Source organism: Rhizobium sp. Rhizsp82 (genome assembly GCF_047325115.1).
Taxonomy (GTDB): Bacteria; Pseudomonadota; Alphaproteobacteria; order Rhizobiales; family Rhizobiaceae; genus Rhizobium.
The window spans coordinates 43,277-65,997 of the sequence record NZ_CP168570.1 but is presented as its reverse complement, the minus strand read 5'-3'; the positions used below and the strand labels follow the sequence as shown (position 1 = coordinate 65,997).

Sequence of the window (22,721 nt, the reverse complement as noted above, 5' to 3'; positions counted from 1 at the left end):
TCATATGAGAAAGTCTTCCCTTCTCCGCGCCTTGATGATGGTGGCGGGTCTCGTCACCGCGGGTGCGTTTACGACGCCTGCGAACGCGCTCGTCGAAATTAACATCAACAAGGGCAACGTTCAGCCGCTGCCGATCGCCGTCACCGACTTCCTGCAGGGCGACATGGGCGCCCAGGTGTCTCAGGTGATTGCCGCCGACCTGCAGCGCTCGGGCCTTTTCGCGCCCGTCAACAAGAACGCCTTCATCGAGAAGATTTCGAACCCCGATGCCGCTCCGCGCTTCGAGGACTGGAAGGTCATCAATGCGCAGGCACTGGTCACCGGTCGCGTCACGCAGGAGGCCGATGGCCGCCTTCGCGCCGAGTTCCGCCTCTGGGACACCTTTGCCGGCCAGCAGATGACCGGCCAGCAGTTCTACACGCAGCCGGAAAACTGGCGCCGCGTCGCCCACATCATCGCTGACGCGATCTACAAGCAGATCACCGGCGAAGAAGGCTATTTCGACACCCGCGTCGTCTTCGTCTCGGAATCCGGCACGAAGCAGCAGCGCAAGCGCCAGCTCGCCATCATGGACCAGGACGGCTTCAACGTCCGCACCCTGACCGATGGCAGCGACCTCGTTTTGACGCCGCGCTTCTCGCCGAACCGCCAGGAAGTGACCTACATGTCGTTCGCCAACCAGCAGCCGCGCGTCTACCTGCTGCAGCTGGAGACCGGACAGCGCGAAGTGGTCGGCAACTTCCCGGGCATGACGTTTTCGCCGCGCTTCTCGCCAGATGGCCAGAAGGTCGTCATGAGCCTGCAGCAGGAAGGCAACGCCAACATCTATACGATGGACCTGCGTTCGCGCACGACGACCCGCCTGACCTCGACGGCGGCGATCGATACGTCCCCGTCCTATTCGCCTGACGGCAACCGCATCGTCTTCGAAAGCGACCGCGGCGGCCATCAGCAGATCTACGTGATGAATGCCGACGGCTCCGGCCAGACGCGCATCTCCTTCGGCGACGGCAACTACTCGACGCCGGTCTGGTCTCCGCGTGGCGATCTCATCGCCTTCACCAAGCAGTCGGGCGGCAAGTTCTCGATCGGCGTGATGAAGCCGGACGGTTCGGGCGAGCGTATCCTGACGACGGGCTTCCACAACGAAGGCCCGACCTGGGCACCGAACGGCCGCGTCATCATGTTCTTCCGCCAGGCGGCGGGTGCCGGTGGTCCGCAGCTCTATTCGATCGACCTGACGGGCTACAACGAGCAGCTCATCAAGACTCCGACCTACGCTTCCGACCCGGCATGGTCGCCGCTGCTTGAGTAGTGGAGAGCCTGGAATACGCCTTCATGTCGCCGCAAAGTCCTGAAAATGGGCAATGTAGGGACAAATCAGTAAATCGTTAACCATACTTATTGAGCGGCGGTTAACCGAGTACGGTTACAGTCCGGCAACCCTGATGAAGTCGCAAGGAGACCCGGCCATGAGCCGCATTCATACCCCGGCTATGAGCCGCATGCAGAATCTCGCCCGCAATCCCGTCATGATCGCTCTCGTTGCTGGTCTGGCTCTCGCTGGCTGCGCCAACAAGAAGAACATGGCCAACAGCGCCGGCGATCTCGGCCTCGGCGCCGGTGCGGCGACCCCGGGTTCGGCTCAGGACTTCACCGTCAACGTCGGCGACCGTATCTTCTTCGATACCGACTCCACCTCGATCCGTGCAGACGCTGCCCAGACGCTCGACCGTCAGGCTCAGTGGCTCGCCCGCTACCCGAACTACGCGATCACCGTCGAAGGCCATGCCGACGAACGCGGTACCCGCGAATACAACCTTGCTCTCGGCGCGCGCCGTGCGGCTGCCACCAAGGACTACCTCGCTTCGCGCGGCGTCCCGGCTCAGCGGATGAAGACGATCTCCTACGGCAAGGAACGTCCGGTCGCCGTCTGCGACGACATTTCCTGCTGGTCGCAGAACCGCCGCGCCGTTACCGTTCTCGGCGGCGCTGGCATGTAATCTGCGGATATCGCATTACATTTTGGAAAGGCGGTCCGTTCGCGGGCCGCCTTTTCTTTTTGAACACACTTTGGCCAGACTCCGTTGCTTTTTGAAAGCAATTGGCAAAATCTCCTGTTCGTGCCATCGGGGCGCGAAGAATCACTGGGACAGGACGATACCTATGAAGAAATATGTCGTGGCAGGGGTGCTCTGCCTCGCGGCTGTGACGGGAACCGAGCGAGCGGCTTACTCCGCATCGTTTCTCGGTCTGAATCTTGGCGGCAAGCCCGCGCAGACCCAGGCGCAGATGCCGCCTGTCGTCAACGTGCAGAGCAGCGGCACGGAAATGCGTGTGCAGCAGCTCGAAGACCAGCTGCGTCAGCTGAACGGCCGCATCGAAGAGATGAGCTACCAGATCCTGCAGATGCAGGAATCGCTTCGCAAGACGCAGGAAGACAACGAGTTCCGCTTCCAGCAGCTCGAAAAGGGCGGTGGTGGCGGTGGTGGCGGCGGCTCGATGGGCGGCAGCACCAAGGGCACCAAGAAGAGCGAGGCAGACGTTCCTCCCGCATCGACGAACCAGGCGCAGGCCGGTTCGCAGGGGCAGGGCGGCGATGATGTCGCGACGATCATCCAAGCACCGCAGGGAGCCGAAACGGCTCCCTCCAACGACGTGCCGTCGAACAGCGGTCTCGGCCAGCCGCCGCAGCAGCTCGGCTCGATGGATTTCGACCAGAACGGCAACCCGGTCGGCGGGACGGTCAATCCGGGCGCTGAAGTCGGCTCTGCGCCGCTGCCGCCTCCGGGCGCCGGTACCTCGTCGCAGCAGACGGCATCGCTCGGCAGCGAGAACGACCAGTACAAGGCCGCTTACGGCCATGTTCTCTCCGGCGACTATGCGACGGCCGAACAGGAATTCACGCAGTATATCGCCCAGTACCCAGGCAGCGCCCGCGCTGCCGACGCCAACTTCTGGCTTGGCGAAGCGCTTTATTCGCAGGGCAAGTTCAACGAGGCCGCCAAGACCTTCCTGAACGCGCATCAGAAATACGGTTCTTCCGAGAAGGCGCCGGAAATGCTTCTGAAGCTCGGCATGTCGCTTGCCGCTCTTGATAACACCGACACGGCCTGCGCAACGCTCAAGGAAGTGACCCGCCGTTATCCGAAGGCTTCGCGCGCTGTCATAAGCAAGGTCGCGAGCGAACAGAAGCGTCTCGCCTGCTAAGGGTTTCCGGCTTGTCTCCGGAAATCCCCCTGTCGCCCGAGGCAGCGGTCAGCCGCTTTCTCCAATCGCTTGCCGAACCCGCGCGCATTCTCGTCGCGATTTCAGGGGGCAGCGATTCCACCGGGCTTCTCGTCGCGCTCGCTGAAGCCGTCAAAGCCGATCTCCATTCGAAATTCTCCCTCTGCGCCGCAACGGTCGATCACGATCTGCGCGCCGGATCGGCGGATGAGGCGCGCGATGTCGCAGCTCTCTGCCAATCGCTCTCCATTCCGCACCGGATCTTGGTCTGGCGTGGCGCCAAGCCGAAATCCGGCATCATGGCTGCCGCCCGCGAGGCGCGGTATGCGCTGCTCGCCGAAACCGCTGCCGAGTTCGGCGCCGATCTCATCGTCACGGCCCATACGCTCGACGATCAGCGGGAAACCCTGATCATGCGCGGCAAGCGCGGTTCCGCCGGCGACCTAGATACGGGCATTGCTGATGCGGTGCTGTTCGCCCGCTCCATCTGGATCGCCCGGCCGCTGCTTGCGAGCACGCGGGGCGATATCCGACGTTTTCTCACGTCTCGCGGTGTCGGCTGGTCGGATGATCCCAGCAATGACGACATGAAGTATGAGCGGGTTCAAACGCGGGCGGCGATGCCTGCCGATGCTGTGGCTCGCCAATTGCCGCAGCCGGAAGGCCGCGCAGCGCTCGCAGATGCGGCGGCGGATTGGCTGACGGAGCATTTCACTCTTTGCGCCCCAGGTCTCGGGCGTATCGCAATCGAAGGCATCGCGGCCGGTAATCCGGCATTCGCCTATGCACTCGGCCGTCTCGGCGCTGTCTTCGGCGGGCAGTCTTTCGCAATGGGGGCTCAGTCGCTGCAGCGGCTTCTGACTTTCCTTGGGACCGGCGAGCCGGGGAGGGTGACGGCAGGCCGCGTCGTCTTCGACAAGCGCCGTGATGGCCTCTATCTCAGCCGCGAAGACCGCGGCATCTTGCCACTCTCTCTGTCTCCCGGCGCGAGCGGCATCTGGGATGGGCGGTTCCGCGTCGTCAACGGCGCGAGCTTCCCGATCAGGATCGAAAAAAGCGGCGGTATCGCTGCCGAAACGCCCTCCGAAAGCCGCCTGCCGAAATCGGCGTTGAAGCGTGCCCTTGCCGCCCAGCCGGCGATCTTTCCAGCGGATGACGCAAATGTGTCCGGAGCATTTTTGGGCACCGTGGCGCTCGAACCGTATTTTGCGCCGTTCGACCGCTTTTTGACACGATTCGACTTCATTTTCGCCGGGCGCCTGACGGCGGCATTTGGAACACGCCCCTATCCAACGCTGCCTTTAGGACTTATTGACGGAAAAACCACCTGACGCAGGGGATCGCCTTGGCAACGGCACAGCGCAACCCTATGTTAGAGTTCAAATAAGACGGCCGCCAAACGGCGGCTGTTCCAGTGCTGGGGAGTTCAATGAACCCTAACTTACGTAATTTCGCCTTGTGGGCGATCATAGCGCTTCTGCTGATCGCCCTTTTCAGCATGTTCCAGACGACGCCGGCACAGACCAGCTCGCGCGAAATCCCTTATTCGCAGTTCCTGCGTGAGGTGGATGCGGGCCGTGTCAAGGAAGTCGTGGTCACGGGCAACCGTGTCTCCGGAAGCTATGTTGAAAATGGCACCACCTTCCAGACCTATTCGCCTGTAATCGACGACAGCCTGCTGGACCGCCTGCAGACCAAGAACGTCCTGGTTTCGGCACGTCCGGAAACCGACGGCTCTTCCGGCTTCCTGAGCTATCTCGGCACGCTGCTGCCGATGCTCTTGATCCTCGGCGTCTGGCTGTTCTTCATGCGCCAGATGCAGGGTGGCTCGCGCGGCGCGATGGGCTTCGGCAAGTCCAAGGCCAAGCTTCTGACCGAAGCGCATGGCCGCGTGACTTTCGAAGACGTCGCTGGCGTCGACGAAGCCAAGCAGGACCTTGAGGAAATCGTCGAATTCCTGCGTGACCCGCAGAAGTTCCAGCGTCTCGGCGGCAAGATCCCGCGCGGCGTTCTGCTCGTCGGCCCTCCCGGTACCGGTAAGACGCTGCTGGCGCGCTCCGTTGCGGGCGAAGCCAATGTGCCGTTCTTCACGATCTCGGGTTCCGACTTCGTCGAAATGTTCGTCGGCGTCGGTGCAAGCCGTGTCCGCGACATGTTCGAGCAGGCCAAGAAGAATGCGCCCTGCATCATCTTCATCGACGAAATCGACGCCGTCGGCCGCCATCGTGGCGCCGGTCTCGGTGGCGGTAACGATGAACGCGAACAGACGCTCAACCAGCTCCTCGTCGAGATGGACGGCTTCGAAGCCAATGAAGGCATCATCCTGATCGCTGCGACCAACCGTCCTGACGTTCTCGATCCCGCGCTGCTGCGTCCGGGCCGTTTCGACCGCCAGGTCGTGGTTCCGAACCCCGATATCGTCGGCCGCGAACGTATCCTGAAGGTTCATGCGCGCAATGTTCCTCTGGCTCCGAATGTCGATCTGAAGACGCTGGCGCGCGGTACGCCCGGTTTCTCGGGTGCCGACCTGATGAACCTCGTCAACGAAGCTGCCCTGATGGCCGCACGCCGCAACAAGCGCGTCGTCACCATGCAGGAATTCGAAGACGCCAAGGACAAGATCATGATGGGCGCCGAGCGCCGCTCTTCGGCGATGACCGAGGCGGAAAAGAAGCTCACGGCCTATCACGAAGCCGGTCACGCGATCACGGCGCTCAAGGTTGCCGTCGCCGATCCGCTGCACAAGGCAACGATCATCCCGCGCGGCCGTGCTCTCGGCATGGTCATGCAGCTTCCCGAGGGCGACCGCTACTCGATGAGCTATAAGTGGATGGTCTCGCGTCTCGTCATCATGATGGGCGGCCGTATCGCTGAGGAACTGACCTTTGGCAAGGAGAACATCACCTCGGGTGCGTCCTCCGATATCGAGCAGGCCACCAAGCTTGCCCGCGCCATGGTCACCCAGTGGGGCTTCTCCGACGTGCTCGGCCAGGTCGCCTATGGTGAAAACCAGCAGGAAGTCTTCCTCGGCCATTCGGTTTCGCAGTCGAAGAACGTCTCCGAAGCGACGGCCCAGAAGATCGACAGCGAAGTGCGCCGCCTGATCGAAGACGCCTATACCGAGGCCCGCCAGATCCTGACCGACAACCACGACGAATTCGTCGCGATTGCCGAGGGCCTGCTGGAATACGAAACGCTGACCGGCGAAGAGATCAAGGCGCTTATCCGCGGCGAAAAGCCGGCGCGCGATCTTGGCGACGATACGCCGCCGAGCCGTGGTTCGGCTGTTCCGAAGGCTGGCGCCCGTCCGGCGTCCAAGGGCGATGAGGCCGAAGGTGGCCTCGAGCCGCAGCCGCATTGACCGAAAGTACAACGGACTAAGCTTAAGAGAGGCCGGGTTTCCCCAGGAAATCCGGCCTTTTCTGTGCAGTAACGCGATATAATCGGTTTTCGTCGTAATTGACGTGATGGCGCCTGCGTTTTGTGGCATGCCGCTATCATGAGCAGGCTGCATCAGTGGATTTCGAGCGATTTGATTCGTTCCCGCAGCCGGGAATTGCTTGGCACATGGCGCCGTCTTCTTGGCGCGCCGGAAGCATAGGGGTACATATGAAAAGACGTTACTTCGGCACGGACGGCATTCGCGGCCAGTCGAACATCTTCCCGATGACACCGGATCTGGCGATGCGGGTCGGCATCGCAGTCGGCACCATCTTCCGCCGCGGCAGCCACCGCCACCGCGTCGTCATCGGCAAGGACACCCGCCTTTCCGGTTACATGCTGGAGAACGCGATGGTCGCAGGCTTCACCGCCGCCGGCATCGACGCCTTCGTTCTCGGCCCGATCCCGACTCCCGCTGTCGCCATGCTGACGCGCTCGCTGCGCGCCGATATCGGCGTGATGATCTCCGCCTCGCACAACCCTTACGAAGACAACGGCATCAAGCTCTTCGGCCCTGACGGCTACAAGCTTTCCGACGACATCGAGCAGCAGATCGAAGAGCTGCTCGAGAAGGACCTGTCCGGCCAACTTGCCAAGTCTGACGATATCGGCCGCGCCAAACGCATCGACGGCGTTCACGACCGCTATATCGAGCATGCCAAGCGCACGCTGCCGCGCGACGTGACGCTACAGGGCCTGAGGATCGCCATCGACTGCGCCAATGGCGCCGCCTACAAGGTCGCTCCGGCCGCGCTCTGGGAACTCGGCGCCGATGTCGTGACGATCGGCAACGAACCGAACGGTACGAACATCAATCTCAATTGCGGTTCGACGAGCCCGGTCGCCCTGCAGAAGAAGGTCGATGAAGTGCGCGCCGATATAGGCATCGCGCTCGATGGCGATGCGGACCGCGTGATCATCGTCGATGAAAACGGCGCAATCGTCGACGGCGACCAGCTGATGGCCGTCATCGCCGAAAGCTGGGCCGACAGCCAGCAGCTGCGCGGCAATGGCATCGTCGCCACCGTGATGTCCAATCTCGGCCTGGAACGTTTCCTGGAAGACAAAGGCATGAACCTTGCCCGCACCAAGGTCGGCGACCGCTATGTCGTCGAGCATATGCGCCAGCACAATTACAATGTTGGCGGCGAACAGTCCGGCCATATCGTCATGTCCGACTACGGCACGACGGGCGACGGTCTCGTGGCTGCCCTGCAGATCCTGGCGGCCGTGAAGCGCACCGGCAAGACGGTCAGCGAGATCTGCCGCCGGTTCGAGCCGGTGCCGCAGCTGCTGCGCAATGTCCGCATCTCCGGCGGCAAGCCGCTCGAGGATATCCAGGTGCAGAAGGCGATCGCCGATGCCGAAGCCGAGCTCGCCAAGAACGGCCGCCTCGTCATCCGCCCCTCCGGCACCGAACCGCTGATCCGCGTGATGGCCGAAGGCGACGACCGCGCCCAGATCGAGCGCATCGTCAACGACCTGATCGGCACGATCTCGAACGTGCGCAGCGCGGCTTAAGACTAACGTTCCAGCCAATCATGAAGCCGGTGCTTTCAGCGCCGGCTTTTTCTTTGCGCCACTGACTATGGTGAGCGATCTCTGAAGAAACACGGTAAATATTCGTAGTTAAGCGGGTTTTAACGTTTCCCGTTCATTATCCATGCAAAGCGTATCAGATTGGCAGGCGCGTGCCGGGCCAATGTAACTTCTTTGGAGTGGATCATGAAAAGAAGCTTGGCCGGCATCTTCGCCGCACTGCTGATGACATCGAATGCACTGGCGGCCGATCTCGCTCCTGTCGAGCCGGTCCCGGAAATGCCGCCGGAAGTCACGGTCACGGAAACGACCGGCTGGTATCTGCGCGGTGACGTCGGCTACGGCTTCACCGATCTGCGCGGCGCCCGCTATTTCCAAGGCAGCAATGACAACGAAGTTGATTTCACCAGCGCCGATCTTCGCGACAGCTTCACCGTCGGCGGCGGTGTCGGTTACCAGGTCAACAACTACCTGCGCACCGATCTGACGCTGGATTACCTGACCAAGGCTGACTTCCACGGTTCGACCACGGGCGAGTGCGGCTCGCCGCTCGAGCCTTGCACGTCGAGCGATCGTTCGTCGCTGAGCGCCTGGAACCTGATGGCCAACGCCTATGTCGATCTCGGCACCTACGGCATCTTCACGCCTTACGCCGGTGCCGGTATCGGTGGCTCCTACGTCAAGTGGAACAACCTCCGCAACGTCGCCTGCCAGGACGACGGCGGCGGTTGCGATGACGAAGTTACGCATAACGGCAAGGGCAACTGGCGCTTCAGCTACGCTCTGATGGCCGGTACCTCCATCGACGTCAGCTGCAACGTCAAGGCCGACCTCGGCTACCGCTTCCTGCATGTCAACGGCGGCAGCATGTTCGGCTACGCTGAAAACGGCGGCCCGGGCCGTGACAAGGGCTTCAACGTCCACGAAGTCCGCGCCGGTGCCCGTTACCTCTTCGGCGGTTGCCAGGAGCCCGTTGCCTATGAACCCGCTCCGGCGATCCCGCTGCAGCAGCCGGTTTACAAGTAATCGGATCGAGACTGATTTGCGAAAGCCGCCTTCGGGCGGCTTTTTGCGTTTGTGGCCATCCGTCGCGCCTGCGTCAAAAAATCCTCAGGCTGCGACACTTCTCCGTTGACCATGACGGGCGACGTCTGTATCTACGGCGGCGGGACACCTCTCCCCAACGAGAGGCTAATTACCTGGAAGGGTATACATATGGCCACTGCCACCGCAAAGCCGGACGTACGTCCGAATAACACCCATTTTTCTTCTGGCCCTTGCTCGAAGCGCCCCGGTTGGTCGCTCGATGCTCTCTCCGACGCGCCTCTCGGCCGCTCGCACCGTGCGAAAGTCGGCAAGACGAAGCTGAAGCAGGCCATCGATCTTACCCGTGAAATTCTGGAAGTGCCCGCGGACTACCGCATCGGCATCGTTCCTGCCTCCGATACCGGCGCCGTCGAAATGGCGCTCTGGTCGCTGCTCGGCGAGCGCGGCGTCGACATGGTCGCCTGGGAAAGCTTTGGCGCCGGCTGGGTCACCGATGTCGTCAAGCAGCTGAAGCTGAAGGACGTGCGCAAGATCGAAGCCGGTTACGGCGAGCTGCCCGATCTCTCGACCATCGATTTCGACCGCGACGTTGTCTTCACCTGGAACGGCACCACCTCGGGCGTTCGCGTTCCGAACGCCGATTTCATTCCTGCCGACCGCAAGGGCCTGACGATCTGCGACGCGACCTCCTCGGCATTTGCCCAGGACATGGACTTCGCCAAGCTCGATGTCGTCACCTTCTCCTGGCAGAAGGTTCTCGGCGGCGAGGGCGCTCATGGCGTCATCATCCTGTCGCCGCGCGCCGTCGAGCGCCTGACGACCTATGCGCCGGCCTGGCCGCTGCCGAAGATCTTCCGCATGACCTCGGGCGGCAAGCTGATCGAGGGCATCTTCACCGGCGAGACGATCAACACGCCGTCGATGCTCTGCGTCGAGGACTATATCGATGCGCTGCTCTGGGCTCAGAAGCTCGGAGGCCTGAAGGCGCTGATGGCGCGTGCCGATGCCAATACCAAGGTCATCGCCGATTTCATCGCTGCCAATGACTGGATCGCCAACCTGGCGGTCAAGGCCGAGACGGCTTCCAACACCTCCATCTGCCTGAAGATCGTCGACAAGGATGTCGTCGCTCTCGACGCGGACGGCCAGGCGAATTTCGCCAAGGGTCTCGTCGCTCTCCTCGAAAAGGAAGGCGTCGCCTATGATATCGGCGCCTACCGCGATGCCCCGTCGGGCCTGCGCATATGGGCCGGTGCGACGATCGAGGCATCCGACATGCAGAAGCTGATGCCGTGGCTCTCCTGGGCCTTCGAAACGCAGAAAGCTACGCTTTCCCAGGCTGCTGCCTGAGCTGATCGCATAAGGCTCCGTCTTGATGGCGGAGCCCAGCATCCCTGATTTCATCCATCGCTGAACTTTTTGAAGGAAGCCCCCAATGGCACCTCGCGTTCTCGTATCCGACGAACTGTCGGAAACCGCCGTCCAGATTTTCCGTGACCGCGGCGTCGAAGTCGATTTCCAGCCGCAGCTCGGCAAGGACAAGGACAAGCTCGCCGAAATCATCGGCAACTATGATGGTCTTGCCATCCGTTCGGCCACCAAGGCGACCGAAAAGCTGATCGCTTCGGCGACCAACCTGAAGGTCATCGGCCGCGCCGGCATCGGCGTCGACAATGTTGATATCCCGGCTGCATCGCGCCGCGGTATCATCGTCATGAACACGCCTTTCGGCAACTCGATCACCACGGCCGAACACGCCATCGCGCTGATGTTTGCCGTTGCCCGCCAGCTGCCGCAGGCCGATGCCTCGACGCAGGCCGGCAAGTGGGAAAAGTCGAAGTTCATGGGTGTCGAAATCACCGGCAAGACGCTCGGCGTTATCGGCGCCGGCAATATCGGTGGCATCGTCTGCAAGAAGGCGATTGGCCTCGGCATGCATGTCCTCGCCTATGACCCCTTCCTCTCGGCCGAACGCGCCCAGGAAATGGGCGTCACCAAGGTCGAGCTCGACGAGCTGCTGGCCCAGGCCGATTTCATCACCCTGCACGTGCCGATGACCGACAAGACCCGCGGCATTCTCGGCAAGGAAAATCTCGCCAAGACCAAGCCCGGCGTGCGCATCATCAACTGCGCCCGTGGCGGCCTCGTCGACGAAGCTGCACTCGCTGAGGCCATCAAGTCCGGTCACGTTGCCGGTGCCGGTTTCGACGTCTTCGAAGTCGAGCCAGCCAAGGAAAGCCCGCTCTTCGGCCTGCCGAACGTCGTCTGCACGCCGCATCTCGGCGCCTCGACCACGGAAGCGCAGGAAAACGTCGCTCTGCAGGTTGCCGAGCAGATGTCGGATTACCTCGTCAAGGGTGCGGTTTCGAACGCCATCAACATGCCCTCGATCACCGCTGAAGAAGCGCCGATCCTCAAGCCGTTCATCAAGCTCGCCGACGTTCTCGGCGCCTTTGTCGGCCAGGTCACCGACGAGCCGATCAAGGAAATCGAGATCCTCTATGACGGCGTCACCGCCGGCATGAACACCCGGGCACTCACCTCTGCGACGCTGGCCGGCCTGATCCGCAGTCAGGTTGCCGACGTGAACATGGTTTCGGCTCCCGTCATGATCAAGGAAAAGGGCATCGTCCTTTCCGAAGTCAAGCGCGACAAGACCGGCGTCTATGACGGTTATATCAAGCTGACGGTGAAGACCGACACGATGACGCGCTCGATTGCCGGTACCGTCTTCTCGGATGGCAAGCCGCGCTTCATCCAGATCAAGGGCATCAACCTCGACGCCGATGTCGGTTCGCACATGGTCTACATCACCAATACCGACGTCCCTGGTATGATCGGCTTCATCGGCACGACGCTCGGCTCTGCCGGCGTCAACATCGCCAATTTCCAGCTCGGCCGTGACAAGCAGGGCGGCGATGCCATCGCGCTGCTCTATGTCGATGGTCCGCTGAGCGATGAAGTTCTGGCGAAGCTGACGGCCAATGCGGCGATCCGCCAGGCAAAGCCGCTGGTCTTCGCAGTCGACTGATTTTCCTCCCAGGAAGACATAGAAAAGCCCGGCGCGGGAGACTGCGCCGGGCTTTTTCGTGCGATTGGGGATCAGGCGCTGATGCTTCCCGCGTCAGGCACGCGGCCCTGCGGCGTCAGCCCATCGACGGCCTGCGGCAATGTCTTCGAAAGCCGGGCGAGGAGGTCGTCCTTGTTCAGGCCGGTCGCCTTGGCGAGCTCGTCCAGAATGTCGGGGCCGAGCGCCTGGGAGAGCTGGCCGTTGTCGATCGGCTTGTTCTCTCCCGAGGAAACCCAGGAGTTTGCCGTGTCGCCGAAGCCGTTCTGCTGGAAGTGATCGAGCAGCCCGCCAAGACCGCCGCTCAGGATGCCGCCGGCGGAATTGCCCTTGAGCAGATCGCCAAGGCCGGTGCTGGCGAGACCGCCAAGCAGGCCGCCCAATCCACCAAGGCCGCCGGATTGTGCTGCACCGCCACTATCCCCGCCGCCGAGAATGCCGCCGAGCAGGCCACCGAGGCCGCCATCGGCCTGTGGAGCCGCGCCGCCGGGTTGCGCCCCGGAGCCCTGCGGCTGCCCGCCGCCGGTCATCTCGCGCAGCGTCGCCGTTATGTTGTCGCGGTTCTGGTAGCCCGCAACGGCCAGAATGCCCAGCAATGCCATAAGACTTTTGCGATCCATGGTGTCCTCCCGCTGAAATCGCCAGGGCGCAGTCCGCCCGCGAGCGTGAATGCGCGACAGGCCAAAATGTTCCGCGAGTGCGGATTTTTCAACGCGCCGGGCGCAACAGACGCAGCGCGTTGATTGTTACCAGAACCGTCGCGCCGGTGTCGGCGAGGATCGCGGGCCAGAGGCCGGTGATGCCGATGATCGTGGTGACCAGGAACACGGCCTTCAGGCCGAGGGCAATGGTGATGTTCTGGAAGATGTTGCGCATCGTCCGCTGCGAGAGCGCGATCATGGCGGCGACATCGCCGACGCGACCGTGGAGGATCGCGGCATCGGCGGTTTCCAGCGCCACATCGGTGCCGCCGCCCATGGCGATGCCGATATCGGCAGCCGCAAGGGCAGGGGCGTCGTTGATGCCGTCGCCGACCTTGGCGACGGTGAAGCCTTCGCGCTTCAGTTCGCCGACGATCCGCTGCTTGTCTTCAGGCATCAGCTCGGCGCGTACCTCGATGCCGAGCTGCTCGCCGATCGCCTTTGCGGTGCGGGCATTGTCGCCGGTCAGCATCACCACCTTGACGCCACGCGCCGTCAGCGCCTTCAGCCCGGCTGCCGCATCGTCGCGCGGCTCGTCGCGCATGGCGATAACGCCGGCGATCGCGCCGTTGACGAGCAGGATCGAGACCGTCTTGCCTTGATCGTTCAGCGCCTGGATCGCGCTGTCCTGTTCCGGGCTCAGTTGTTCGCGGACTGCGGCGGGAGAGAAGAGATCGAGCTGCTCGCCTCCGACGCGGCCAGTCATGCCCTTGCCGGCAATGGCGGCGACTTCGAATGCCGGGGGCACCGGCACCTTGTCTGCCGCCGCGCGGTTGAGGATCGCCAGCGCCAGCGGGTGGCTGGAGCTGCGCTCCAGCACTGCGGCGCGCGAGAGGACCTGCGCCCCGGTGAAGCTGCCGAAGGCGAGGATGTCTGTGACCTTCGGCTTTCCCTCAGTCAGCGTGCCGGTCTTGTCGAGCGCCACGGCGGTGATCTTGCCGAGACCTTCCAGAACCGCACCACCCTTCAGCAGCAGGCCGCGGCGGGCGCCAGAGGAGAGCGAGGCGGCGATGGCGGCGGGGGTGGAGATAACGAGCGCGCAGGGGCAGCCGATCAGCAGGATGGCGAGGCCCTTGTAGACCCATTCGCTCCAGGAACCACCGGCAACGAGCGGCGGCAGGATGGCGACGAGGGCGGCGACAGCGACGACACCAGGCGTGTAATAGCGCGAGAAACGGTCGATGAAGCGCTCCGTCGGCGCCTTGGATTCCTGGGCTTCCTCGACGAGCTTGACGACACGCGCGATGGTGTTGTCGGCGGCCGCTGCGGTGACGCGGATGCGGAGCGCCGTGTCGCCATTCACGGTGCCGGCGAAGACCGTATCGTCGGGTCCCTTGCGAACGGGAACGCTTTCGCCAGTCACCGGCGATTCATCGATGGCGCTTTCGCCGGAGACGATGGTGCCGTCGGCGGAGATGCGATCGCCGGGGCGCACGAGAATGATCGAGCCGACGGCAAGCGCTTCGGCGGGAACTTCGCGCGTCGCGCCGTTTTCCTCCAGCAATGCGCTCTTCGGGACCAGCGTCGTCAGCGACTGGATGCTGGCGCGGGCGCGGCCCGCCGCGACACCTTCGAGCAATTCACCGACGAGGAAGAGGAAGACGACGGCCGCGGCTTCTTCGGCGGCATTGATGATGACGGCGCCGACGGCGGCGATGGTCATCAGCATCTCGATCGAGAAGGGCGTGCCGGCAAGCGCTGCCATGACCGCGCGCCGCGCGATCGGGATAAGGCCGATCAGCATGGCGACAGTGAAGGCATAGGCAGAGATCTGTGGCAGGAGATGGCCGGCCGCATAGGCGACCGCGAAAGCGATGCCGGACAGGATGGTGAGCTGGCCCTTCCGGCTTTTCCACCATGGGCCATCCATCTGCGCATGGTCGTGGCCGTGCAGCCCTTCGATTTCCGCGTGGTCGTGGTCATGGTGGGCGTGATCGTGCCCGGCGTGGTCATGATCGTGATGCGCGGGAGATGACGGGGCAGGGGCGCTCTGCTTGCCGAGCGGCATGGGGACGACGGAATAGCCGAGCCCCGTTACCCGCTTCTCGATGGCGCCGAGATCGCTGCTGCCGTCGTGGCTGACAGTCATCGTGCCCGCGGTGACGGATACGGAAACATCTTCGACGCCGGGAACGCGGCGAACGGCCGTGTCGATCTTCGATGCGCAGGAGGCGCAATCCATGCCGCCGACGCGGTATTTTGCCTGGGATGTTTCAGCCATGATCCGGTTCCTTGTCATCTACCGGTATTCTTCCTACATCCTCTAGCGACTAGAGGTGCAAGAGGCGATCATGAAAAAAATCACTATCGGAGATGCTGCGCGCCAGAGCGGCGTCAAGGTGCCGACCATCCGGTACTACGAGGGCATCGGGTTGCTTGCCGCGCCAGTTCGCAGCGAAGGCAACCAGCGCTCCTATGAGCCCGAGGACGTCAGGCGCCTCGCCTTCATCCGCCACGCGCGCGAACTCGGCTTCGAGGTCGATGCGATCAGGACGCTGCTGACGCTGCAGGACGATCCGCATCAATCCTGCGCCTCCGCCGATGCGATTGCCAAGGCGCGGCTGGCGGAGGTCGAGCAGCGCATCCGCAGCCTGACGGCGCTGAAGGCGGAGCTCGAGGTCATGGTCGAGGGCTGCGGGCACGGCCGCGTCGATCAGTGCCGGGTGATCGAGATCCTTGCCGATCATGGCCAGTGCACGCATCACCAACATTGACCGGGTGCCAAGCGGCGTAGAGATCGAACTTCCTCTATGCATCTTTTGCGCGATCCGGCGGCATAAATCTATCCGAGGCTGCTTATTAAATAAGCGATCGCACAAAGTTTATGCATCCTATCATTTTGATTTTATTTAGCTTTTTTCGTTACAACATCGCGGTCCGCTGTTTGTATCCGAAAAGACTTCATGGCCCCCACCACGACGAAGACCGATGAATTTCAAGTTCCGAACGACGACTTCCGGTCGTTGTTCGAAACCCATCCGTCACCGATGTGGGTCTATGATCCCCGGACGCTGCGCTTCCTCATCGTCAACAATGCCGCCCATGATCTCTACGGCTATTCGGCCGAGCAGTTCCGGAAAATGACCGTGCTCGACATCCGCCCGCCGGCCGAGCGCGAGCGGATGATGACTGCCGTTCAGGGGCGTACCGATATCGAGCGCGCCGAGCGCTGGACGCATCTGAAGGCGACCGGCGAGGCATTCGAGGTTCTGACCTATGGCCGCGAGGTGCGGTTCGACGGCGGCGATGCCATTCTCGCCATCGTTCAGGACCGCACCGAGGTGAATGCCGCGCGGCGGCAGGTCACCGATACCCGCTCGCTGCTCGACAGCATCGTCGACAACCTGCCGGTCGGCGTCTTCGTCAAGGATATGGAAGACGACGGCCGTTACGTGCTGTTCAACCGGCAGAGCGCGGCGATCGCCGAAATGCCGGGCCGCGAGATCGTCGGCAAGACCGATCGCATGGTGTTCCGCGACAAGACCGGCTTCTTCCGCGAGCAGGACCGGCAAGTGCTGGACGAAGATATCACCGTGACCTTCGAAGAAACGGTGCCGAAGCGCGGCGGCGGGCACCGCCTGCTGAAGACGGTGAAGCTGGCGCTGCCGGCGGCGGAGGGCAGGGCGCGGCGTTATCTGCTTGGCATCTCGCAGGACGTGACCGAGGAGCGCGCTTTCGAGGCGAAGCTCGCGCATCTCGCCATGCATGACGCGCTGACCGGGCTGCCGAACCGCGCTGCCTTCGCGGATTTCATCGAGAGCCACGCGGTTGCGGCCACTGCCGAGGCGCCAGTGGCGCTGCTTTATCTCGATGTCGATCATTTCAAGCTCATCAACGACAGCAAGGGGCATGCGGCCGGCGATGCTCTGCTCTGCCAGGTGGCGAAGCGGCTGCAGATGCTGGTCGAGGATGGGGATCTCGTCGCCCGGCTCGGCGGTGATGAATTTGCCGTTGTACTCAAGGGCGGCGATTGCGGCCGCACCAAGCGGTTTGCCGAGCAGCTGCTTGCCGTTCTGAGCGCCCCCTTCGATCTCGATGGCAGCAACGAGCATGTGACCTGCTCGATCGGCGTGGCGCTCGCGCCGCAGCAGGCGGGCGATGCCGATGTGCTGATGCGCCATGCCGACCTGGCGCTTTACGCCGCCAAGGAAAGCGGCCGCTCGACCTATCGCTTCTACGAGGCCGAGATGCGGCTGGAGGCGGAACGGCGCCACCAGCTGACGGCGGAGCTGCGCGACGCGCTGGAGAAGGATCAGTTCGAGCTGTACTACCAGCCGATCGTCCAGGCCGCGACCGGGCGTCTTGCCGGGTTCGAGGCGCTGATCCGCTGGCGCCATCCGGTCCGCGGGCTCGTGGCGCCGATGGAATTCATCCCGATTGCCGAGGATACCGGGCTGATCGTGCCGATCGGCGAGTGGGTACTGCGCGAGGCCTGCCGGGCCGCTGCGTCCTGGCCGGAGCATCTGAAGATCGCCGTCAATCTCTCGGTCTGCCAGTTCCGCCACAACACGCTGCTGGCAACGGTCGTCTCGGCGCTCAGCGACAGCGGCCTGCAGCCGCAGCGGCTGGAAATCGAGATCACCGAATCCGTCTTCCTCGCCGACGTCGAGCAGAGCCTGCCGCTGCTTAGGGCGCTGAAGGAACTCGGCATCCGCATCGCCATCGACGATTTCGGCACCGGCTATTCCTCGTTCAGCTATCTGCGCGCCTTCGCCTTCGACAAGATCAAGCTCGACCGCAGCTTCGTTGCCGGCATGGAGAGCGATCCGGGCAATCTCGCCATCATCCGCGCCGTCGCCGGTATCGGCTCCGGCTTCAACGCGGTGACGCTGGCCGAAGGCATCGAGACCGAGGAGCAGCTGGACAGGTTGCGCCAGGAAGGTTTTGCCGAGGTGCAGGGCTATCTGCTCGGCAAGCCGATGCCGCAGCGCGAGGCCGAGCGGCTGATCGATGCCGAAGCGCCGCTAAAGCGCGCCGCCCACGGTTGAGATCATCGCATCGAAGGCATCCGCCGCCTTGCTGCGATAGCGCTCCTCATGCCGCAGCAGGAAGAATGGCCGCGGCAGCGGCGTTACCGCCACTTCGGCGATCGATCCGCTCTTCAGAAACGGCGCGGCGATGCTGCGCGACATCAGCGTCGCGCCCAAACCCGCCTCGACGGCGCCGATGATCGGCTCGTTGGCGGGCAGCATCAGCGCCACGTCGAGCGCCGCAAGCGTCATGCCCTTGGCCTCGATCATGCTCTCGAAGGCGTGGCGCGTGCCGGATCCGGCTTCGCGCACCACCCAGGACGTCTGTCTGAAATCCTCCACACGGCGCGGCTTGCCATCTGCCCAGGGGTGGTCGTGGCCGACGATGACGATCATCTCGTCGATCGCTACCTGCCGGGCCGAAACGCCGCGCCTCTCCTCCCGCCACTCGATCAGCCCGATCTCCGCCTTGCCGTTCATCACCGCATCGGCGGTGTCCGCCGTGTTGCCGATGCCGACATTGAGCCTGATGCCGGGATAGCGGCTGCGATAGGCCGCGAGCTTCGGGCCCAGCCAATGGGCGGCGACCGTCTGGCTGGTGGCGATCGACAGCTCGCCATGCATCAGGCCCGAGAGATCCATCAGCGCCGCTTCCGCCGCCCGGGCGCTCGCCAGCACCTGCTGCGCTTCTTTCAGGAACAACTGGCCGGTCTGGTTGAGAACGATCGAGCGGCCGACGCGATCGAACAGTGTCACGCCGTGGCGTGTCTCTAGGGCGGTGATCGCGGCGCTGACGGCCGATTGGGTCATGTTCAGATGTTCGGCGGCCCGCGTCACATGCTGGCGGGCGGCGACTTCGACGAAGATGCGGAGCTGTTCCAAGGTCATATGTTCGATTTTATCGAATGAAATGACAATTACAATTCGTTGGAAGCGATTAATTGAGACGTTTATTCGTGATGCCAGAAAGACGAGGCAAGCGGCATGACCATTCTCACGAAAATCGAAACCGACGGTATCTCCGGCGAAGGCCTGCGGATCATCCGCCATTTCACCCCCAACTGGTTTGCGGCGACGATGGGCACCGGGATCCTTGGCGTCTGCCTGGCGCAGTTTCCGTCAGTCCCCGTGCTCTACAGCGTGGGCGAGGCGCTCTGGATCCTGAACATCCTGCTCTTTGCGGCGCTGACCGCGATCTATGCCGCGAAATGGATTCTCTACCCCGCGGATGCCCGGCGCGTCCTCAATCATCCGGTTCTGTCGATGTTCTTCGGCTGCATTCCGATGGGGCTTGCCACCATCATCAACGGCTTCGTCATCTTCGGCGTGCCGCTGATGGGCGATACGGCGATCGAGATCGCGCAAGCGCTCTGGTGGCTCGATGCGGTGCTGGCAGTGCTCGCTGGCCTCTCGGTCCCCTTTGCGATGTTCACGCGCCAGCAGCACGCAATCCATGAGATGACCGGCGTCTGGCTGCTGCCGGTCGTTGCCTCGGAGGTCACCGCGGGCAGCGGTGCGCTGCTGATCCCGCATCTTGCGGGGGATGGCGCGCAGTTCACCATGCTGTTTACCAGCTATGTGCTCTGGGCATGCTCGGTGCCGCTGGCGCTCGGTATCCTCGTCATCCTCTTCCTGCGCATGGCGCTGCACAAGCTGCCGCCGGCCAGCATGGGTGCGACCGGGTTTCTCGCTCTCGGCCCGATCGGCACCGGCGCCTTCGGCCTCGCGCTTTTTGCCGCCAATAGCGGCGGCGTGCTGGCGGCAAGAGGGCTCGGCGACATCGCCTCGGCCATGGCCGGTGCAAGCCTGCTCGGTGCCGTGCTTCTCTGGGGCTACGGGCTCTGGTGGCTGGCGATTGCCATTGCGACCACCGCAAGCCATGCCCGCGGCGGCCAACTGCCTTTCAATCTCGGCTGGTGGGCTTTTACCTTTCCGATCGGGGTCTATGCGGTCGCTACACTGCGCCTTGGCCAGCTTCTCACTTTTCCGCTGCTGACCTGGCTTGGCGCAGCGCTCGTTGCAGCTCTTGCGATGATCTGGATCGTCGTCAGCCTGAAGACGCTGTCGGGCGCGCTGAAGGGCTTCCTGTTCGCAGATCCCTGCCTCGACAACTGAATGGCCGGACGGAGCCGGAGCAGTCTTTTTGATCTCCGGCTCTTTTCTATGCTGCGCTGCACCCTAGCTCCCGGGGCATGACCGACCTTGTGAACGAAATTCGCGCCCAAGGCTTCTGGCTTCCGGACTGGCTGGCAAGCACCGTCATCTTCGCCGTCGTCGTGGCGCTGGCGCTCTTCATCCACCGGCTCGCCTTCCGCCTGCTGACACGCATCGTTGCCGAGCGGGATCTCTTCTGGCGCTCCCTTGTGTCGCGGCTGGAGCGGGTGGCGCGGCTGGCGATCCTGACCGCGGCGCTGTCCTTTGCCGCCACCGTCTCGCCACTGACGGAATACCAGGCCTCGACGCTGCGCCACATCCTGCTGATCGGCTTCATCATTCTCGTTGCGGCGATGGCGCGGACCGCCAAGCATATCTGGATGACCGTCTATCTCCGGCGCTTCAAGCTGGATGCCGAGGATAATCTCCTTGCCCGCAAGCACGTGACGCAGTCACGCATCATCGAGCGGATCGCCGACCTCCTGATCGTCATGGTGGCGATCGCCTCCTGCCTGATGACCTTCGATGCGGTCAAGCAATATGGCGTCAGCCTGCTGGCTTCGGCCGGTGTCGCCGGTATCGTCGTTGGTCTGGCGCTGCAGCCGGTGCTGAAGAACCTGTTTGCCGGTATCCAGCTGGCGATCACCCAGCCGATCCGCATTGACGATGCGCTGCTGGTCGAGGGCGAGTGGGGCAATGTCGAGGAGATCACTTCCACCTATGTCGTCGTGAAGATCTGGGACTGGCGGCGGCTGATCCTGCCGCTCAGCTATTTCATCGAGAACCCGTTCCAGAACTGGACCCGCGAGAGCGCCTCGCTGATCGGCAATGTCATGCTTTATCTTGATTACAGCGTGCCGGTGCCGGTCATCCGCAGGAAGGTGGAGGAGATCCTTGCCGCCTCGAAACTCTGGGACAAGCGGGTGGTCAATGTCGCCGTCACCGATTTCAAGGAGAGCGTGATGGAGATTCGCATCCTGGCATCGGCCTCCAATTCCGGCCGTACCTTCGACCTGCGCTGCGAGATCCGCGAGAAGCTGATCGATTTCATCCAGCAGGACTATCCGCATGCGCTGCCGCAGGTGAGGGCGGTGATGGATGGCGGCAACGGTGTGCCGCGCAGGGAGGCGGCGGAGTGAGGCCGTTCTACGCGCCCCTTGCGTGACGGGGCGTTCCTTTCTATATCCAGCGCCAATGAAAGACCGGCGGCCGACCCCGCGGGCGCAGCGCAATCCGCGGCATTTGCAGGGCAAGGCACGGATCGCTACAATCGAATTTCCTGAGCGCAGAGTTGGCAGTACCTCGTGAACACACTGGATTTTGACAAGAAGCCCGAAGACACCCGTGTCGTCGTCGCCATGTCCGGCGGCGTGGACAGTTCCGTCGTGGCCGGGATTTTGAAACACCAGGGCTACGATGTGCTCGGCATCACCCTGCAGCTCTACGATCATGGCGCTGCCGTCCACCGCGCCGGTTCCTGCTGCGCGGGTCAGGATATCGACGATGCGCGCCGTGTCTGCGAGACGCTCGGCATTCCGCATTATGTGCTCGATTACGAAAAGCGCTTCCGCGACACGGTCATCAATCCGTTCATGGAAAGCTATGTCGCCGGCGAGACGCCGATCCCCTGCGTCTCCTGCAACCAGACGGTCAAGTTCGCCGATCTGCTCGAGACCGCCAAGGAACTCGGCGCCGATGCGCTGGCGACCGGCCACTATATCCGCTCGCGGCCCAATCCGGCGCCCGGCAATCCCGGCCGCCGCGCGCTTTACCGCCCGGCCGATGCCGATCGTGACCAGAGCTACTTCCTGTTTGCGACGACGCAGGAGCAGATCGATTATCTGCGCTTCCCGCTCGGCGGCCTGCCGAAGGCCGAAACCCGCAAGCTCGCCGAAGAGATGGGCCTCGTCGTTGCCAAGAAGGCCGACAGCCAGGACATCTGTTTCGTGCCGCAGGGCAAGTATTCCGATGTCATCAACAAGCTGAAGCCGAATGCGGCGCTGGCCGGCGAGATCGTCCATCTCGACGGTCGCGTGCTCGGCCAGCATGACGGCATCCTGCATTACACGATCGGCCAGCGCCGCGGCATCGGCGTTGCCACCGGCGAGCCGCTCTATGTGGTTTATCTCGACGCCCGCTCGCGCCGCGTCATCGTCGGCCCCAAGGAAGCGCTGGAAACGCACCGCGTCTATCTGCGCGACGTCAACTGGCTGGGCGATGAGGAGCTTCTCCAGGCGGCCTCCGGCGAAGGCTTTGCCTGTTATGCCAAGGTGCGTTCCACCCGCGTGCCGGAGCCCGCCGTTCTGCGTGCCGACGCCTCGGGCATCTATGTCGATCTGACCGTCGGCGAAGCCGGCATCGCGCCCGGCCAGGCCTGCGCGCTCTATTCCGCGCCCGGCGACGACGCCCGCGTTTTCGGCGGCGGCTTCATCGAGCGCTCCGAACGTGAGCCCGCCGCCGAGGCCTCGCTGAAGGCACTTCTGAGCCAGCCGGTGGCTGCATAAATTTCTTGGGAAAGGCGATGCTGCGGTGCAGCCTTTTTCTCCTTCATGTGCTTGACACAAAGCCGAGACG

17 protein-coding genes are annotated in these 22,721 nt (G+C 63.2%); 14 read left to right on the top strand and 3 right to left on the bottom strand.

What is annotated here, in order from left to right:
* Nucleotides 1–4: 4 nt before the first annotated feature.
* The 9 genes from tolB (at nt 5) to serA (ending at nt 12,286) form a co-directional block, all read left to right on the top strand.
* Nucleotides 5–1,315 (top strand): Tol-Pal system beta propeller repeat protein TolB, encoded by a 1,311-nt coding sequence (gene tolB / locus ACEN84_RS05055; protein ID WP_112718865.1) that lies wholly within the window; start codon nt 5–7, stop codon nt 1,313–1,315.
* Nucleotides 1,316–1,472: 157 nt separating this feature from the next.
* Nucleotides 1,473–2,003, top strand: coding sequence for a peptidoglycan-associated lipoprotein Pal (gene pal, locus ACEN84_RS05050; protein WP_112718866.1), 531 nt, complete (start codon nt 1,473–1,475; stop codon nt 2,001–2,003).
* 163 nt (nt 2,004–2,166) lie between these two features.
* Complete coding sequence (gene ybgF / locus ACEN84_RS05045; RefSeq protein ID WP_203428100.1) at nt 2,167–3,210, top strand: tol-pal system protein YbgF; 1,044 nt, start codon at nt 2,167–2,169, stop codon at nt 3,208–3,210.
* Between the two features lie 11 nt (nt 3,211–3,221).
* A complete protein-coding gene (gene tilS, locus ACEN84_RS05040) occupies nt 3,222–4,559 on the top strand; it encodes a tRNA lysidine(34) synthetase TilS (protein ID WP_413710193.1) in 1,338 nt (445 codons plus the stop codon).
* 98 nt (nt 4,560–4,657) lie between these two features.
* Entirely contained in the window at nt 4,658–6,589 is a 1,932-nt protein-coding gene (gene ftsH, locus ACEN84_RS05035; RefSeq protein ID WP_112718869.1) for an ATP-dependent zinc metalloprotease FtsH, read from the top strand.
* 248 nt (nt 6,590–6,837) lie between these two features.
* A complete protein-coding gene (gene glmM, locus ACEN84_RS05030) occupies nt 6,838–8,190 on the top strand; it encodes a phosphoglucosamine mutase (RefSeq protein WP_112718870.1) in 1,353 nt (450 codons plus the stop codon).
* 204 nt (nt 8,191–8,394) lie between these two features.
* Nucleotides 8,395–9,234 carry an outer membrane protein gene (locus ACEN84_RS05025; protein ID WP_413710192.1) on the top strand — a complete coding sequence of 280 codons (840 nt, stop codon included), beginning with the start codon at nt 8,395–8,397 and terminating at the stop codon, nt 9,232–9,234.
* A 189-nt stretch (nt 9,235–9,423) separates the two neighbouring features.
* Entirely contained in the window at nt 9,424–10,605 is a 1,182-nt protein-coding gene (locus ACEN84_RS05020; RefSeq protein WP_130281936.1) for a phosphoserine transaminase, read from the top strand.
* A gap of 85 nt (nt 10,606–10,690) precedes the next feature.
* Complete coding sequence (gene serA, locus ACEN84_RS05015; RefSeq protein ID WP_112718873.1) at nt 10,691–12,286, top strand: phosphoglycerate dehydrogenase; 1,596 nt, start codon at nt 10,691–10,693, stop codon at nt 12,284–12,286.
* A 71-nt stretch (nt 12,287–12,357) separates the two neighbouring features.
* On the opposite strand, the gene ACEN84_RS05010 is transcribed toward serA, so the two are convergent.
* Nucleotides 12,358–12,942 carry a YidB family protein gene (locus ACEN84_RS05010; protein ID WP_413710191.1) on the bottom strand — a complete coding sequence of 195 codons (585 nt, stop codon included), beginning with the start codon at nt 12,940–12,942 and terminating at the stop codon, nt 12,358–12,360.
* Between the two features lie 88 nt (nt 12,943–13,030).
* On the bottom strand, nt 13,031–15,244 hold the full coding sequence (locus tag ACEN84_RS05005) for a heavy metal translocating P-type ATPase (RefSeq protein ID WP_413710190.1): 2,214 nt from the start codon (nt 15,242–15,244) through the stop codon (nt 13,031–13,033).
* Nucleotides 15,245–15,314: 70 nt separating this feature from the next.
* Between ACEN84_RS05005 and ACEN84_RS05000 the strand changes: the two genes are divergently transcribed.
* Nucleotides 15,315–15,737, top strand: coding sequence for a MerR family transcriptional regulator (locus tag ACEN84_RS05000; RefSeq protein WP_112718876.1), 423 nt, complete (start codon nt 15,315–15,317; stop codon nt 15,735–15,737).
* Between the two features lie 189 nt (nt 15,738–15,926).
* Nucleotides 15,927–18,011 (top strand): putative bifunctional diguanylate cyclase/phosphodiesterase, encoded by a 2,085-nt coding sequence (locus ACEN84_RS04995; RefSeq protein WP_413710189.1) that lies wholly within the window; start codon nt 15,927–15,929, stop codon nt 18,009–18,011.
* Here the strand turns inward: ACEN84_RS04995 and ACEN84_RS04990 are convergent.
* A complete protein-coding gene (locus ACEN84_RS04990; RefSeq protein ID WP_413710188.1) occupies nt 17,988–18,881 on the bottom strand; it encodes a LysR family transcriptional regulator in 894 nt (297 codons plus the stop codon). The two genes, ACEN84_RS04995 and ACEN84_RS04990, sit on opposite strands and share 24 nt — an antisense overlap.
* 96 nt (nt 18,882–18,977) lie before the next feature.
* Between ACEN84_RS04990 and ACEN84_RS04985 the strand changes: the two genes are divergently transcribed.
* From ACEN84_RS04985 to mnmA, 3 genes are all read left to right on the top strand, one after another.
* Nucleotides 18,978–20,108, top strand: a complete 1,131-nt coding sequence (locus ACEN84_RS04985; RefSeq protein WP_413710187.1) for a TDT family transporter — start codon at nt 18,978–18,980, stop codon at nt 20,106–20,108.
* 77 nt (nt 20,109–20,185) lie between these two features.
* The gene (locus tag ACEN84_RS04980; RefSeq protein WP_413710186.1) at nt 20,186–21,286 is read left to right on the top strand and encodes a mechanosensitive ion channel family protein; all 1,101 of its coding nucleotides are present in this window, start codon (nt 20,186–20,188) and stop codon (nt 21,284–21,286) included.
* 165 nt (nt 21,287–21,451) lie between these two features.
* Nucleotides 21,452–22,651 (top strand): tRNA 2-thiouridine(34) synthase MnmA, encoded by a 1,200-nt coding sequence (mnmA, locus tag ACEN84_RS04975; protein WP_413710185.1) that lies wholly within the window; start codon nt 21,452–21,454, stop codon nt 22,649–22,651.
* Nucleotides 22,652–22,721: the final 70 nt, after the last annotated feature.

What these genes read in the sequence shown, in the direction of transcription:
- tolB (WP_112718865.1), top strand. Translation starts at nt 5, where the DNA reads ATGAGAAAGTCTTCCCTTCTCCGCGCCTTGATGATGGTGGCGGGTCTC.
- pal (WP_112718866.1), top strand. Translation starts at nt 1,473, where the DNA reads ATGAGCCGCATTCATACCCCGGCTATGAGCCGCATGCAGAATCTCGCC.
- ybgF (WP_203428100.1), top strand. Translation starts at nt 2,167, where the DNA reads ATGAAGAAATATGTCGTGGCAGGGGTGCTCTGCCTCGCGGCTGTGACG.
- ftsH (WP_112718869.1), top strand. Translation starts at nt 4,658, where the DNA reads ATGAACCCTAACTTACGTAATTTCGCCTTGTGGGCGATCATAGCGCTT.
- glmM (WP_112718870.1), top strand. Translation starts at nt 6,838, where the DNA reads ATGAAAAGACGTTACTTCGGCACGGACGGCATTCGCGGCCAGTCGAAC.
- ACEN84_RS05025 (WP_413710192.1), top strand. Translation starts at nt 8,395, where the DNA reads ATGAAAAGAAGCTTGGCCGGCATCTTCGCCGCACTGCTGATGACATCG.
- ACEN84_RS05020 (WP_130281936.1), top strand. Translation starts at nt 9,424, where the DNA reads ATGGCCACTGCCACCGCAAAGCCGGACGTACGTCCGAATAACACCCAT.
- serA (WP_112718873.1), top strand. Translation starts at nt 10,691, where the DNA reads ATGGCACCTCGCGTTCTCGTATCCGACGAACTGTCGGAAACCGCCGTC.
- ACEN84_RS05010 (WP_413710191.1), bottom strand. Translation starts at nt 12,942, where the DNA reads ATGGATCGCAAAAGTCTTATGGCATTGCTGGGCATTCTGGCCGTTGCG.
- ACEN84_RS05005 (WP_413710190.1), bottom strand. Translation starts at nt 15,244, where the DNA reads ATGGCTGAAACATCCCAGGCAAAATACCGCGTCGGCGGCATGGATTGC.
- ACEN84_RS05000 (WP_112718876.1), top strand. Translation starts at nt 15,315, where the DNA reads ATGAAAAAAATCACTATCGGAGATGCTGCGCGCCAGAGCGGCGTCAAG.
- ACEN84_RS04995 (WP_413710189.1), top strand. Translation starts at nt 15,927, where the DNA reads ATGGCCCCCACCACGACGAAGACCGATGAATTTCAAGTTCCGAACGAC.
- ACEN84_RS04990 (WP_413710188.1), bottom strand. Translation starts at nt 18,881, where the DNA reads ATGACCTTGGAACAGCTCCGCATCTTCGTCGAAGTCGCCGCCCGCCAG.
- ACEN84_RS04985 (WP_413710187.1), top strand. Translation starts at nt 18,978, where the DNA reads ATGACCATTCTCACGAAAATCGAAACCGACGGTATCTCCGGCGAAGGC.
- ACEN84_RS04980 (WP_413710186.1), top strand. Translation starts at nt 20,186, where the DNA reads ATGACCGACCTTGTGAACGAAATTCGCGCCCAAGGCTTCTGGCTTCCG.